General features: G+C 58.9%; 13 protein-coding genes. 12 read left to right on the plus strand and 1 reads right to left on the minus strand.

The features are described 5' to 3' along the window. Positions 1–406: 406 nt before the first annotated feature. The gene (locus ACSSV4_RS22490; protein ID WP_454277247.1) at positions 407–1,459 is read right to left on the minus strand and encodes a helix-turn-helix domain-containing protein; all 1,053 of its coding nucleotides are present in this window, start codon (positions 1,457–1,459) and stop codon (positions 407–409) included. A gap of 109 nt (positions 1,460–1,568) precedes the next feature. Here ACSSV4_RS22490 and ACSSV4_RS22495 point away from each other — a divergent pair, with 109 nt between their 5' ends. The 12 genes from ACSSV4_RS22495 to ACSSV4_RS22550 all read left to right on the plus strand — a co-directional run bounded on the left by ACSSV4_RS22495 (position 1,569) and on the right by ACSSV4_RS22550 (position 14,143). Further along, on the plus strand, positions 1,569–1,970 hold the full coding sequence (locus tag ACSSV4_RS22495) for a helix-turn-helix transcriptional regulator (protein WP_454277248.1): 402 nt from the start codon (positions 1,569–1,571) through the stop codon (positions 1,968–1,970). 39 nt (positions 1,971–2,009) lie between these two features. Further along, positions 2,010–3,509, plus strand: a complete 1,500-nt coding sequence (locus ACSSV4_RS22500; protein WP_454277249.1) for a DUF1254 domain-containing protein — start codon at positions 2,010–2,012, stop codon at positions 3,507–3,509. A gap of 90 nt (positions 3,510–3,599) precedes the next feature. Continuing rightward, positions 3,600–5,147, plus strand: coding sequence for a DUF1254 domain-containing protein (locus ACSSV4_RS22505; RefSeq protein WP_454277250.1), 1,548 nt, complete (start codon positions 3,600–3,602; stop codon positions 5,145–5,147). Between the two features lie 70 nt (positions 5,148–5,217). Continuing rightward, positions 5,218–6,717 (plus strand): DUF1254 domain-containing protein, encoded by a 1,500-nt coding sequence (locus tag ACSSV4_RS22510; protein ID WP_454277251.1) that lies wholly within the window; start codon positions 5,218–5,220, stop codon positions 6,715–6,717. 93 nt (positions 6,718–6,810) lie between these two features. After that, on the plus strand, positions 6,811–7,581 hold the full coding sequence (locus tag ACSSV4_RS22515; protein ID WP_454277252.1) for a hypothetical protein: 771 nt from the start codon (positions 6,811–6,813) through the stop codon (positions 7,579–7,581). Between the two features lie 86 nt (positions 7,582–7,667). Beyond that, positions 7,668–8,450, plus strand: coding sequence for a transporter (locus ACSSV4_RS22520; protein WP_454277253.1), 783 nt, complete (start codon positions 7,668–7,670; stop codon positions 8,448–8,450). An 82-nt stretch (positions 8,451–8,532) separates the two neighbouring features. Further along, positions 8,533–9,114: a hypothetical protein gene (locus tag ACSSV4_RS22525; protein WP_454277254.1), complete on the plus strand. Its 582-nt coding sequence runs from the start codon at positions 8,533–8,535 to the stop codon at positions 9,112–9,114. A 143-nt stretch (positions 9,115–9,257) separates the two neighbouring features. Then, a complete protein-coding gene (locus tag ACSSV4_RS22530) occupies positions 9,258–9,770 on the plus strand; it encodes a lipid-binding SYLF domain-containing protein (RefSeq protein WP_454277255.1) in 513 nt (170 codons plus the stop codon). Positions 9,771–9,823: 53 nt separating this feature from the next. Beyond that, positions 9,824–10,573: a DUF2092 domain-containing protein gene (locus ACSSV4_RS22535; RefSeq protein ID WP_454277256.1), complete on the plus strand. Its 750-nt coding sequence runs from the start codon at positions 9,824–9,826 to the stop codon at positions 10,571–10,573. Positions 10,574–10,576: 3 nt separating this feature from the next. Continuing rightward, entirely contained in the window at positions 10,577–11,602 is a 1,026-nt protein-coding gene (locus ACSSV4_RS22540; RefSeq protein ID WP_454277257.1) for a DUF6515 family protein, read from the plus strand. Positions 11,603–11,628: 26 nt separating this feature from the next. Beyond that, complete coding sequence (locus ACSSV4_RS22545) at positions 11,629–12,810, plus strand: hypothetical protein (RefSeq protein WP_454277258.1); 1,182 nt, start codon at positions 11,629–11,631, stop codon at positions 12,808–12,810. Positions 12,811–13,093: 283 nt separating this feature from the next. Beyond that, positions 13,094–14,143 carry a BamA/TamA family outer membrane protein gene (locus tag ACSSV4_RS22550; RefSeq protein WP_454277259.1) on the plus strand — a complete coding sequence of 350 codons (1,050 nt, stop codon included), beginning with the start codon at positions 13,094–13,096 and terminating at the stop codon, positions 14,141–14,143. Positions 14,144–15,408 lie beyond the last annotated feature (1,265 nt).

Below are 15,408 nucleotides of genomic sequence, written 5' to 3' on the forward strand. Positions count from 1 at the left end.
AATCCAAACATCAGGTTGCCCGCCGTGGCGACCTGATCAGATCTGGACCTTTCCGAAGGTCGGCGCTCTTACACCACGCCCTGGGACACTATCCACGAACGGCCCGGAGCCGACCTCCGCAGCCAGTTGCGACGCTGCAACGCAGCTTCAGCAAACCGGTCATTCATGCATTGCGCAGCATTCTATATGAATGGATGAGATCAGTTCGTTCGAAACCGAGATTGCGGACAAATCTTTCTTTCCAAGAGCTTTTTCAGAAATGGAGAACTGAAGCGGCCACACTGTGCATGTCAACGCGCTGCGTTCGAGTGCAAAGGCTATGCTTTTCTGTGTAAGATCAAGTGCCTTGAAAAGGAAGGCGCGCTGAGACGGAAGATGGCTGCCAATCCCCAATATTCATGCAGAGTCAGGTGCTTGCTCGATTCGTGAGAAGACCCCTTCTGGCGCTCTCGTTGCGGTACTGCGTTGGTGTGACCCCGGTAAACCGGCGGAACGCGCGGGTGAAATGTTGCGGGCTGTCGTAGCCCGCAATCATTGCGACATCGATGACTTTCATGCCGGGCTCGTTGAGATGCGACCGCGCAAGATCGAAGCGCGCCTCCTGAACGATCTGCGAATAGGAACTGCCGCTCAGCTTGAGCCTGCGCTGCAATGTTCGCGTGCTGATCCCTGCGATATCGGCGGCAAAAGCGACGTCGATACGTCCATCGTTCATGTAGGGTTGGACCATCATGCGCAGCAGGCTGACAAATTCCCAAGCAGATTGGCCATCCTTGACATCCCTTGACGAAAGTGACGCCACTGTGTTGTCGGTCGCTTCAATCAAATCACAGGTTGGTTGGCTAAGATCTTCACGCGAGACGATAACGGATGTCAGAGGTTGGCCCATCAGGATGCGGGTGTTCGGGAACGCCGCAAGGACGGCTTGGGGAACGCAAGTCTTAGAAACAAAACAGATTTCACTCGGACACCAGGATGCCCCCATGACGCTGCGTATGACCGAAATGACGGCCTGCACGTTCAGCCACTCGGCAAGGCATATGAAAATATGGTTGTTCAGCCCTGTCATGGAGCAGATGACGCGCAGGTTATCGCCCTCTTGCAGCAAATGCATGTCAAGCGCACTATCTTCCGTCTGTGCGATGGCCGCCAAGGCCTCAAGCCGCATCAGGCCGGTTTGCGCGGTCAGGATGGTCGCCTGCTGTGCCGGCAGCAAAGAGGCAAGAGAGGCGTTCTGTGCCGCGAGCAGACCCAACTCCATTAGGTGCAGGTCACGGCCTGCGCGCGCGCCCCATTCGAGGGCCACTGGAATATTGACATAAAGATGGGGCGTCTCTTCTATGCGTGGCGGCAGAACAGAGCATGCAAGATCGCGGTCCACCGGAGCGCCGATTTTGCGCAGCACCGAAATGTAGTCGATCAGATGGGTCGCCCTTACGAGCGCAAGCCTGCCATCCAAGTGCAATCCCTTCGCTGGTTCGCGCGGAATTTGGCGCGCAATGGTCTGAGTTCAAAATTCGAATCAGTCAACGTGTACGCAGAACAACCTTGATTTGACGGTAGCACATATGACCCTCCCAACGAAGGATTCCGAAAAGGAGCATTCCAGGGTCAAATCGGTCGTCGCCGGATTGGCTCTGGCTGGAACCGTATCACTCGAAATGGCGGCAGATCATCTTGGGATCAGTTCCCGCACACTTCAGCGCAGATTAAACAGACGCGGTATCAGTTTCTGGGCGCTGGTCGAGCAGAGCCGGTTCGAGATTGCGGCCGCCTTGCTGTGCGATACGAACCTGAAAATACAGGAGATCGCGACCAGACTTGGCTACAGCTCGCCGAATGGCTTCAGCCGTGCATTTGCCAGATGGGCGGGTTGCTCGCCGAGTGCGTTCAGGGCCCATTCCACAGAGCCATACCATGACAATCAGATTGGCGCGAAATGGGCAGAAGCGACACGCGTCCCCCGGTAGCTTCAAGAAAAAGTGATCAGAGTCGGAGGAGACGCAACGATGATACGCCTGCCCGCCATGAGTGCAATCGCGTTCGCCATCGCCATGGGCCCTGCATTCGCGGAGGTATCGTCCGCAGAGCTTGACGCGATCTCGATCCCCGACAGGGTCGAGACCGCGATTGGCACGCTCGAATTCTTCGACGGCGTGCCGACCGATGCCACGGTCGCCACCATTTATGACAACCTCGACCGCATGCGCGGCATGCAGGTGTTTCTCGACAACATCGGTGCCGTCTCGATGTATGCCGTGCGCACAGGGCTGGCCGATGCCGGAGCTAAGGGCGCGAACCGGATTGCCCTGTTTGCGGATTTGATGGATTCGCAGACTCTTGTGGTTACGGCCAACACTTCGACGCTCTACGCTTATACCTATACCGATCTTGCCGAGGATGGCCCCACGGTAATCGAGGTGCCGCCCGGCATGCTCGGCTTTCTCAATGATGGCTGGCAGCGGTTTGTTGGCAACATGGGTGTTACCGGGCCGGATGCGGGCAAAGGCGGCAAATATCTCGTCGTGCCGCCGGGATATACCGGCGACATTCCCGACGGCTATTTCCTGCTGACCCCCTCGACCAACCGAAACTTTCTGTTCCTGCGGGGTTCAATTGCCAAAGGGCTTGAGCCCGCAGTCAAGAACATCACCGCGAACCTCAAAGTCTATCCGCTAAAAGACGCGGAAAACCCGGCCGAGACCGCCTTTGAAAACGTGTCGAACAAAGCCTTCAACACGGTTTTCCCCAGCGACTACAGCTATTTCGAAATCCTTGACCGGATCGTTCAGGAAGAGCCGATTGCGGCGATCGGCCCCGAAGCACGCGGTGCGATCGCGGCCATCGGGATCGTAAAGGGCAAGCCGTTTGCCCCGGACGACCGTATGAAGAAGTTGCTGACGGAGGCCGCCACGCTCGCCAATGCCACGGCACGCGCCATCACATATCACCCCCGGATCGACGGTGTGCGGATCTATCCCGACAACCCGAAAAGCGTCTGGTCGACGGCCTTCGCCAACAAGAACACCAGTTTCGAGGCGGATGGGGCGGTGAACCGCGACGCACGGGCGCTCTATTACTTCAACGCAGGCGGAGTCACGCCCGCCATGGCCACCAGCAGCCCCGGCAAGGGGTCCGACTATGCGCTTGCCGTTCTCGACGCCGAGGGGCAGGCATTCGACGGGGCCAAGACCTATCGCCTGCATCTGCCCAAGGATGTGCCGGTCAAGGATTTCTGGGCCGTCACCGTTTATGACACCCAGACCCGTTCGCAGCTTCAGACCGGGCAGCCATTCCCCACCATAGGCAGCCAGACCAAGGGCATGACACAGAACGCCGACGGCTCTTATGACGTGTATTTCGCGCCCGAGGCTCCAACGGGCAAAGAGGGCAACTGGCTGCAGACCGTTCCGGGCAAGAGCTGGTTCACGATCCTTCGGATGTATGGCCCGACGGAGCCCTGGATCGACCAGAGCTGGCGGCCAGGAGAGATCGAATTGGTCAAATGACGTCGTCGGCGGGGTACACGTCCCGCCGAGATGACCCGAATGGCCCGTCGCACAAGCGCGTTCCGGCACTGACATAGAGGAAGAGAGATGATGACACAGATAAACGGGTTTCCCGGCACGCTATATGCCTCGACATGGATCGGCGCGGTGATGGCACGTTCGCGCGGGGCGCTGCGCTCCATAAAGCAGCACGCGACCAAAGCCTTGGCCGCCATCGCCCTTGTCGGCATGACCGCCGGCGCACAGGCCCAGACCGAGCAGAAACCGGAGGATATCGCAGCGCAGGCCTATGTCTACGGCCTGCAACAGGCGATTTATTATGGCCAGAGATGGGTTTACACTCAGAATGACGCCAAGGAAAACATAGTCTATGCAGGGCTGAACCAGTTTTCATGGGTGCGCAAGCAGATCACCCCGGATTACCCGGTGGTCACGCCGAACGCGACTACGCTATATGGCGCGGGCTTTCTTGATCTGCGCGCCGGTCCGGTCGTCATCGAAGTGCCAGAAATCACCGACCGTTACTTCAGTGTCCAGATCATGGATCAGTACGGCATTTTTCGGATGATCGTCGGGTCGCCGTTCAATGGCAAAAAAGCGCGAAAGTACGTTCTCGTGCCGCCGGGTTTCACCGGCAATGTTCCGGCCGAATTCCCGACAACTGACATCGTGCAATGGCCAGCCCTCACCGCGTATGGCGTCGTGCGGATGGCCGTTGAAACCGGGACCGATGCCGAGATCAAGACGATCAACGGCTATCAGGATCAGGTGACCATCACGCCTTTGGCCGACTGGCTGTCCAATGGTAACAAGGGCATCGCCCAGGCCGACAGAGAGATCGTGAAGGGCGATTTCCTCATCCCCGATGGTCTGCCCGAATATCAGTTCGGTCAGGTCGACAAACAGACTGCCGAGCAATACTTCAGCCTGCTCAGTGTGATCCTGAATGATCCGACCATGCCGACGCTCACGGATTCCATCAAGGAAGCCGACATGCTCAAGCAGCTTGAAACCTTCAACATCGGCAAGGGTCTGACCTTTGACTGGGCCAAGCTGACAGCCGACCAGCAAAAGGCGCTCGAGACCGGGTTCAAAGCCGGGTTCGAAAACGTGCGCAAGACGTTGAAGTCCAATATGATCAACATGAATGGCTGGGGCGTCGTGCGCAACGACGGCGGGTTCGAAACCCGTTGGATGGATCGCGCGATCATCGCTGATGCAGCCTGGGCCGCGCCGGACAAGAACATCTCGCATGGTGGAGCGTTCCTGTTCACAGATTCCGACGGCAAGCCATTTGACGGCACGAACAAATACACCCTGACTTTCGACATGAATGACCTCCCGCCGGTCACCCAATTCTGGTCCATCCCGATCTACAGCACCGAAGGCTATTTCGTTGCCAATGAGATCAACCGTTACACCGTCAACAGCTTCATGCTCGAATCTGGTGAATTGGCGGCCAAGGACGGCAAACTGGTGATCTACATCCAGAACGAAAAGCCGTCCGATCCGGATCAAGCCAAGAATTGGCTTCCGGCGCCGGCCAAAGGGTTCCGGTTCACCTCGCGCAACTACGGCCCTTACGCTCCGCTCGTCAACGGCACCTACGACATGCCGCAGGTCGTGAAGGTGGAATGAGCGCCAGACGACCCAAGGGGCACCCACGCGGTGTCCCTGATCTTCACGACCGCACCCGGGAGGCAACAACATGAACAGACAGCTACTTCTTTCCGCAACGGTTCTGGCGTGTCTCGCCGGATTTCCAGCATCTGCCGAAGTTAGCAAGACTGAGCTGGAGTCAATCTCTATCCCAGACAAGGTCGAGACGCCTATTGGCACGCTGGAATTTTTCGATGGCGTGCCCGTGGGTGATACTGTCGCCAAGGTTTACGACAATCTCGACTTGATGCGAGGACTCTCGGTCTTCATGGACAATCAAGGCGCGGCCTCGCTTCATGCCATGCGGATGGGCAATGCCAGTATCGGCGCCGATGCCTCCAACAAGATCACGATCACCGAGCAATTACTGCAACCCGAGTCCCTCTATCTGACAGGAAACACATCGACGCTCTATGCGCTTGGCTACCTCGATCTGAAGAAGGATGGCCCGCTGGTGATCGAACTGCCGGCGGGGATGCTGGGTTTTGTCGATGATGCCTGGTTCCGATATGTTGAGAATCTGGGCGCGATAGGTCCCGACAAGGGCAAGGGTGGTAAATACCTGATGCTGCCGCCCGGCTATCAGGGCACCGTGCCGGACGGGTATTTCGTGATCAAGTCGGGCACCTACAGCAACCTTCTTTTCCTGCGCGGTTCTATCGCGAAGGGGCTGACGCCTGCGGTGGAGAACATCAAGGCAAACCTCAAGGTCTATCCGCTGGCCCTGGCAGAGAACCCGCCCGTAACCGAGTTCGTCAATTTCTCAGGTAAGAGCTACAACACGATTGCGCCGAATGATTTCAGCTTTTTCAAAGGCCTCGACAAGGTGGTCCAGGAAGAGCCGATCGACGCGATCGACCCCGAGGCACGAGGGCTTCTGGCGTCCATCGGCATCGTGAAGGGTCAGCCCTTCACCCCCGATGCGCGCATGCAGAAGCTGCTGAGCGAGGCCGCGACAATCGGTGGAGCGACGGCGCGGGCCATCACCTATCAGCCGCGCATCGACGGGGTGTTCATCTATCCCGACACCGACAGCGCCTGGACAACCGCCTATGCGAACAAGAACACGACCTTCGTGGAAAATGGCGCGATGGGTCTCGATGCGCGGGTGCTGTTCTATTACAACGCGACCGGCGTGACCCAGGCGATGGCGGCCACGACCGTAGGACAAGGCTCTGACTACGCCCTCGCCTATCTCGATGCCGACAAGAACCCGCTGGATGGGTCCAAGACCTACACGCTGCGCCTTCCCCCCGACGTGCCAATCAACAATTTCTGGGCGGTGACGCTTTACGACACGCAGACGCGTTCGCTTCTGCAAACCGGGCAGAAATTCCCTACCGCGGGCAGCCAGAGTGACGGGATCCAGAAGAACGCAGACGGATCCTATGACGTCTATTTCGCGCCCGACGCCCCGGCGGGCAAAGAGGGCAACTGGCTGCAGACCGTTCCGGGCAAGAGCTGGTTTACGATCCTGCGGATGTATGGCCCGCTGGAGCCTTGGATCAACCAGAGCTGGCGTCCTGGAGAGATTGAACTGGTTGAGTAATCCTTCGTCTGGCGTTTGTTCCGCGGAGGGACAAGCAAACAGAGCCACACCCTCCCCGCGCCGAAACCTCGGCACTGCAAGGACGTATTCGGAATGAAAAACAAGACGCAAAACCATATGGCACGCTTGGCCAGCGTTGCAACGGCGGCAACGATGGTCATGGCGGCGGGACAGGCCACGGCGCAGGATTACCAGAACAGCGTAACGCTTTACGGTCTCATACCTTGGGTCGACACGGAGGTGACGGGCAGCGGCGGCAATTCTGCGGAGTCAACGGCGACACCCGGCGACATCATAGACTCGCTCGATTTCGGCTTCATGCTCGCCGGTGAAAGCCGGTTCGGAAAGCTCAGCCTGCTTTACGACGCGATCTATGCCGACCTTGGCGAGAAGGGTACGCTCGGCGGGCCATTCGCCGGTTCGGCCAAGGTCGATGTCGAAATGTTGCTTGCGACGGCGGCGCTTGGCTACGTGCTTCACGAAGAGAACGACACGCTGGTGCAGGGCTATGGCGGCCTCCGGCTTGTCAATGTCGAGACCGATGTCAGCCTTGCAGGCGGTGGTCCGGTCGGGGCCGGGTTTGACGCCAGGGTAGATGAAATCTGGGTTGATCCGATCATAGGTCTGCGCGGGCGTGTCACGCTCAACGACAAGGTGTCGCTGGGCGGTTTTGCCAGCATCGGCGGTTTCGGTGTCGGGTCGGACCTGTCCTTCGATATCTTCGGTGGCGTGGAATACGCATTCAGCGAGCGGTTCAGCGCCAATGCCGGGTTTCGCTACATGACCCTCGATTATGACGGCGGCAATGCCGACCTCGACCTCGAGATTTATGGACCCGTGGTCGGCATTACCGTGAAATTTTGATGAGGATGAGACATATGACGATCATTTCCGACGCGACCTGTGGCCAGGTGCCCAGACGATCCGCCGGAAGGCGCGCCGGGGCCTGGATGCTGGCCAGCACACTCCTCGTCTGTGCGCCTGTCGCGCAGGCGCAGGAGGCGGCGGACCTGGCCAAGAAACTGGCCAACCCGATTTCCTCGCTGATCAGCGTACCCTTTCAGTTGAACTACGACTCGAACATCGGACCGGCGGATGATGGCGAGCGGCTGGTCCTGAATATCCAGCCGGTCATCCCGACATCGCTGAATTCGGACTGGAACCTCATCACCCGCGTTATCCTGCCGATGACGTCGCAGGAGGATATCTTTCCGGGAGCCGGGGATCAGTTCGGCCTGGGCGACACCACGATCAGCGCGTTCTTCTCGCCAGTCAAACCTGCCTTCGGACGATGGATTTGGGGCGTGGGTCCAGTCGCGGTTCTGCCCACGGCCACGGACGATTTGCTTGGCGGAGAGAAATGGGCGCTCGGCCCCACGGCGATCGCGCTGACGCAATCGGGTCCCTGGACAGTTGGTGGCCTTGTTAACCATGTCTGGTCATTTGCGGGTGACGGCAAACGCACGGATATCAACAATACGTTCCTCCAGCCCTTCGTCTCCTACACGACGCCAAAGGCCTGGACCTACACACTCAACACCGAGTCCTCTTATGACTGGAAGGCCGATGAGTGGTCGGTTCCGATCAACGCACAGGTTTCCAAGCTGACAAAGTTTGGCAATCAACCGGTCAGCATCGGCGTGGGCGCACGCTATTGGGCCAATAGCAGCCCCACCGGCCCAGAGGGTTTCGGCCTGCGTGCCTTCATCACGTTCCTGTACCCGAAAGGATGAACCTGATGATCTCACCCGAACCCACGTCATTACCGCCCGGCATCGGTGATCGTCCGGTCCGATGCATTCACGACCCTGATACTTGACCCGCTTCGGCTATATCGAGGCCAATTTTTGGAGACGAGACATGAATATCTTAAAGAAAACCATCGCCGTCCTGCTGCTTGGTGCGGCCACGCCCGCGCTTGCAGCGGATCAGGACGTGCTGCCCCTGAACAGCGACGAGATCGCCCAGTATCGCAACGTTGGTGATTGGGTCGTCCATGAGAACCGCACCCGGGGCTCGTGCTTCATTTCGCGCTCGGACGACGCGGGCCATCTGGTCCAGATCGGTCTGACAAAGGACAGCGACTACGGCTATATCGGCATCTTCCAGAAAGGCATCGAACTGGAAGAAGGCACGAATGCTGTCGCGATCCTGGTCAACGGAAACCTCTATGTCGGCGAGTCGAAGACCGTCGTGCATGGCGCGTCGGACGGTTATCAGGGCGGCTACGTGATCGCGAGCGACGAAAACAAGAAGCAGTTGCGCCTTGATCTCGAGAAGCAAAAGGAAATGATCGTCTTCCCCGACAAGCCCTTCACGGTGACGGTGAATCTCGATCACGTGCGCAACGCGATCTATGAGGCACGCGAATGCACGAAGAAACTGCAGGGGTCTTGATCGGTCAACTTGATCTTCAAAACGGTAATCGTGCCCGTATGGCGGGCACGATCTCTCAGCCAAGGATCCGGAACATGAACACCACTCGATACCTGCCAAGGACTATGGTTCGCACCCTCCTTTCGTTACTCGCGGCCATCATTATGATCCCGACCCTCACTTCTCCCGTCCGAGCAGGGGAAGCCGCCGAGATAGATGCGAATGTCGATGCCGCGCTGGAGCGGCTCTATACCGAAGTCCCCGGCACGCGGGTTCTGGCGCAATCGTCGGCCGGCGTTCTTGTCTTCCCCAGCATTCTCAAGATCGGGTTGCTGGCAGGGGTGCATGGCGGGCGCGGTGCGCTTCGCATCAATGGCAAGACGGACGGGTATTACCGGAGCCGCGCGGTGTCCTACGGGCTTCAGGCCGGGGCCCAGACCTTTGGTTATGCGCTGTTCTTCATGGATCAAAGCGATCTGGACTATCTGCTGCTTGACAGTGACGGCGTGGAGATCGGCCTCGCGCCCTCGCTGGTCATAGCCGATCAGGGGATGATGCGCTCTCTCACCACGGCGAACCTGAATCAGGGTACGATTGCGGTGTTTTTCTCCCAGCAGGGCCTGATGGCCGGGGGCGGGCTTCAGGGCAGCAAGATCACCCGAATCTTTCCGAATTGACCCGAGACCGACCGGCGCGAAGCGACAGCAACCGATGCGAGAAGGAAAACACTATGCCATTCCATAACCTGCGCGGCACGATCTTCGGTCTTGTTACTCTCATGACCCTTCCGGCGACTGCGAGTGCGCAGTCACAGGCCACGCCATCGATCGACGACCTTCTGCGGGGCATGACCGATACGTTGAAGAGCTCGGCTGCCCTCACGCTTCATGTCGAGAAACTGTTCGACGACGTTCTGGTGACCGGCGAAAAGCTGCAATATGCGGGCGCAGTCGACGTGGCGCTGAGACGGCCGAATCGGTTTCACGTCTCCTATGGGGACGATCTGAGCGCCATGGAAGCGTGGTATGACGGCTCCCGCTTCGTTCTGGTCGATCTCATGGCCGGGGTCTACGGATTGCTGCCCGCGAGCGACACGATCGACACGACGCTCGCCACCGTTGCCGAGACTTACGGCGTGCGGATGCCGCTTGGCGGCCTGCTGTCGAACGACGCCTATGAGCTCATTACCGAGCGCGCGACGGTAAAGCGGTATGTCGGTCTGCATGATGTCGGCGGCGTGCCGACGCATCACATCTACCTGACTGATGGCACCGTGGCCTGGCAGCTCTGGATCGACGCGGGCGAGCGCCCGTTGCCGGTCAAGCTGGTGGTCACCGCGCTCGACCTGCCCGGCGCGCCTCAGACGATCTTCTTTTTCACCGAGTGGGATCTCGATCCCGATCTGCCCGACGAGACATTCGCACCCGAGATACCCGACGGCGCGGCACTTGCTGCGTTCCTGCCTGTAAAAGGAGAGTGAACCATGCAAGATATCCCAAAAAAGAAGACACCGTTCGGGTCGAGCGTTATCGCAATCTCTCTCGCGGCCGTGCTTTCGATGATCAGTGCTGATTTTGCCGAGGCGCAGCGCCGGGCCGGTGGCGGTGAGGCTCGTTCGGCGCAGCGCTTCAGCAACAGCGGTGCGGGGGGCACGCAACGGCGCGCTGCACCGCGCGCGCCCTCCGTCCAGAGAAGCCGCGGCGATTTCGGTGGTGGCCTGAATGGTCAGAACGTTGGTCAGCGGGTCGCACGGCAACCGGCTGCCAATGCAGGCGCACGGCAGGAGAATCGCGCTGCAACCCAGGCAACGCGGAGCGGTGATCGGGCAGGACAGACATTCGATCGGCAGGACGGGCGCACCGACCGGACCGAAATCCGACAGGACGGGAGTTCCGACCGCACCGAAATGCGGCAGGATGGGCGAACTGACCGGAACGCCGACCGGCAGGAAACCTACCGTCAAGTCTCGGACGATATCTCCAACAACCGGTACTGGGGGAATTACTATAATCACGGTCACTACAATTACTGGCATGACGATGACAATGACGCGGCCTGGGCGCTCTTCGCAGGGCTTGCCATCGGTGCGATGATCGCATCCCTGCCGCCCAGATACGAGACGGTCCCCGTCCGCGGAACCACCTACTATTACGCCGACGGAACCTATTACGCCCAGTCGGGCAGCCAGTATAAGGTGGTCGCCCCGCCGGTCGGTGCAACCGTCGAGAACGCCCCGACCCAGGTCACCAATGTCACCGTGAACGGCGCGGAATACGGCTACTCAGAGGGCGCCTTCTATGACGTGAAGCCGCCTGCCGATGAAGAGAGCGCGCACACCTTCGAAGTGGTTCCCCCGCCGATTGGCGCGACCGTCCCCGACCTTCCGGAAGGGGCCGAGGTGCGCAAGGCCAAGGACACCGATTACTTCGTCTATGCGGAGACCTGGTATCAGCCATTCTACAGCGGCTCGACCGTGATCTACATGGTCGTGGCCGATCCGACGATCTGAGTTGGAACGCGAAAGGGGCCCAAGTCATGAAGGAAGACCCGACCGTCGAAGCGGCCAGAATTGCGCGCGGCGGTCTCTATTTCGAGATGCAGGCCCGGCTCGGGCTGGTGAAGGACGACCAGTTGCGGCCAATGTCCAGAGCGTTTCTCGTTGTTCTGATTGCATGGGGCGTGCCTCTGATCATCAGCGTTTTCGAAGGCACGGCTTTGGGCAGCTTTGCCGACATGCCGTTCCTGCTTCACCTGCCCGTAGTGTCTCGATTTCTTCTCGGGATCGGTTTGCTGATTGCGATGGAACCCGTTGCAGAGGCTCAACTCGGCACGGTCTTGCGCCCTCTGCTCAGCCCGCCGTTACTCGCGCCCGGGGCACAAGCGGCGGCAGCATCGGCCGCGGCCCTTGCGGTTCGGCGGCGCAATTCGCGTCTGGCAGAAATCGTGTGTTTCGTGGTGGCCTGCGGGTGTTCGGTCGGCGCAGGGGTTGGCCTCAGCGATTTTGACGAAAACTCATGGGCCTTCATCTCGGGCAGTGGCGGGGACCGTTTTTCCTACACTGCGCTATGGTGTCTTTGGGTCAGCAGTCCGATCTATTTCTTCCTCGTCGCGCGATGGGTCTGGCGCATCCTGATCGTGGCGCTGCTTCTCAAGTCGATCGCCTCTCTGGAATTGCGCCTGAGCGTCACCCATCCGGACGGGGCCGGCGGAATCGCCTTTGTCGGCGGATTTCCAAATGCCTACACCCTGTTCGTGCTTGCGCTCAGCTGTAATCTTGGGGCTGCAATTGCCGAACATCTGAATGCCCAGACCATCACCACGACAATCTTTACTGCCGTCATGGTCACTTGGGTCATCATCACCAACGGTCTGCTGGCCTTACCGGCGCTGTTTTTCACCAAGCCACTCGGAGAGCTGAAACAACAGACACTGGATGTCTCCCAGGCCCAGGCGACGCGACGCCAACTGGCCGAGGAGCACAGCGTGTTGGGCACGCGTATCAGTGATGCCACGGAAGAGGAGATCAGCCAGGCCGCGTCCCTCGCCGACCCTGGCATCATATTCAAGGCGGCCCGCGACCTGTCCACCGTCCTGATTCAGCGCGCCTCGCTTCTTCCCATCTCAGCCGCCGCCGTGCTTCCGGTGTTCGCCGCCGGAGCGACGCAACTCCCGCTGAAGGATCTGTTCCAGATCCTGCGCAAACTCCTGTTGTTCTGAAGATGGCGCGACCGGGCGATCACCCATGGCATGGCGTTTTGCGCGGCTCGACCTTTCGAGGGGGCTTCCCTTGATCCGGGCCACCATTTGTAAATCCATTCGGAAACGATCAGCACTGAGGAGTTGTTGAATGTCCATTCTACGCACCATCTGGTCAAGATCAGAGACCTTGCGGGACAGGAACGGGCACGTCCGTATCCAAAAGCGACGGGTGGCAAGACCACTGCGATCGATCGCAGCCCGGGGTCTGTGCCTGTGCGTCATGATGGGACAGCCGGCTACGGTGACCGCCGCCGAGAGCAATCTCGATCACAAGATGGCGCCGCTGACCGATGCCTCTTCCCAATCGGACTTCGGCCTCCGAAGCGGCTCGCTGATCGTCGCCCCGGTCCCGTTCAGCGATCCGATGATCGGCAACGGTCTCGCCCTCGGGGCCGGGTATCTGTTCACGATTGACGAAGGGTCGGACCCATCCATGCTGGGTGTCGGGTATCTGCGCTCGGACAATGGCTCGGAGGGTTACGCGCTTACGTTCAACCTGGCCTTTCTGGACAATCGCTGGTCCATTGGGGCAACCTATATCGACGCGGATATTGACTACGACCTGATCACCTCCTTCGGAGACGTCCCGATCAATCAGACGGGCGAGTTGATCAAGGTCAAGCTGATGTATGGCATCACACCGGATTTCCATCTGGGCGTGAGTGCGCGCTATCTGGAGTCGACCATCGGGTCTTCCAATCCGGTTTTTCCAAACCTGCCGACAAATATCCGTTTGCCAAACGGGTTCTCGACGACCGGTATCGGGTTGCTCGCGGATTATTCAAATGTCGACGACAAGATCTACCCGACCTCAGGCTTCAACCTCGCTTTTTCAAGCACTTATAACGAACCATCCGGCAGGTTCGGTGAAGATTACGTCAAATCCATCCTGACCTATGACACCTACCTTCCCACAAGCGACACAGGCGTTATTGCGATCCGGTCGGTCGCATGCTCGGCCCCGGGACGCGTCCCATTCTACGATCTGTGCTCGCTCGGCGGCACCGATGCGTTTCGCGGCTTCAACATCACCCAGTTTCTCGACAATGCGCTGCTCTCCACACAGATCGAGTATCGCAAGAGACTCGGCAAACGGATTGGGGTCGTCGCCTTCGGCGGCGTGGGCGCGGTCGGCGGCGCGTTCAACGATCTTGACAACGCCGGATCGGCCGTCGGCCTCGGTCTGAGATACAGGGTCTCCGAAAAATTCCCCGTCGATTTTGCCGTTGACGGTTCCATCAGCGATGAAGGAGACGGTTTGCTCTACATCTCCGTGGGACAGAGATTCTGAGGATGGGCCGATGAGACGCAATGAGCGGATTGGCTCCTGCAACATCGCGCAGGAGCATTGGTCTGCAGCACTCAGTGCCTGCTGCGCATTCCGCCAACGATGCTCTCCACCAATAAGGGCCCTTTGTGTGACTTGCTCGTATTGACTCGAATGGTGGGACCTGCGGTCACCAAAGTCAGTGCCTCTTCTGAACGCCTGGGCACTTCATTCGCCCCGGTGCAAAGAATATCCTTAGGTGTGTCTGAATGGCGGGTTTTCACGAAGCAACTCAGTTGGTGCGCGACCGCAGCGAATGGCCGGTTTCCGCCCTCCCTGCCGATTGCCTTCGCGGTCGCGGCGAGAACTGAGCACGCGCGGTGAATGGCGGGAAGGTCCCGCGAAGCTGTCGCACGCGAACTTGGCACGCCTGCTGCTTTTTCTCGTGGATAATTGGGAAGATTATTCACGATGATCGACAAAATAGTGTGAACGTCGAAACCCTGTGCCAACTCGCTGCACGCTATCTGCTTAGAAGGATAGAAGGGGATGATCCGCCACGCATCTCGGTCGCACAGCACAAGCTGATTGTCAGGGGGAGCACAGGCTGACCTACTCTCCACATCTTGGAGAGGATCTGGCGTAAGTTAGGCTATTCTTTGCACCCGCTGATCGGGTTGGATTCTTCGGTCAAAGTTACGAATAGATGAAAGTCCAGAGTTGGAAATGGCTCGTTTCTTTCGAACGCGTGTATCGCCGGGTCCCAATACGGAAAACGAAGTCCTGGAAAATCCCGACGCCGTTGATGGGGATGCATTCTCGCGCCACAATAACCTTGTGAGCGGAACCTCGCATGACAAATGGCAACTTTGCTGAACCGCAATGCGGCGCCCCGCGCCGGGATCGAATTGCAGCGAAGGGCCAGTCACTACGCACCCGATGATCGGGGCGAAAACTCGCGGTTCGCCGTGGATTGCATGAATGACCCAGATGCTGCTCCTGTCCTATCCGCTCTGATCTCGTCCCGAAGCGGGTTTTTTCCAGAAATTCGCATTTTTTTGCTTCTCCCGTTTTGATCGCCAGCGGGAGATTTCCATTTCCTTAGGGAAGGGATGAGGAACAAAGCCGAAACCTCTTCTGCAACACAACCGGCGCAACGCGCCACACCGCAACAGGAGAAATATCATGCTCAAGGTAAGCGGCGGCCACGCCCCATTGATTTTGCACTTGCGCGGCGTCGCGATGGGATGAAGCGGAGGGCGGCCGGTAGCTCGTCAGGGACTACGAGA

It is taken from the genome of Roseovarius sp. MBR-154 (genome assembly GCF_053628595.1).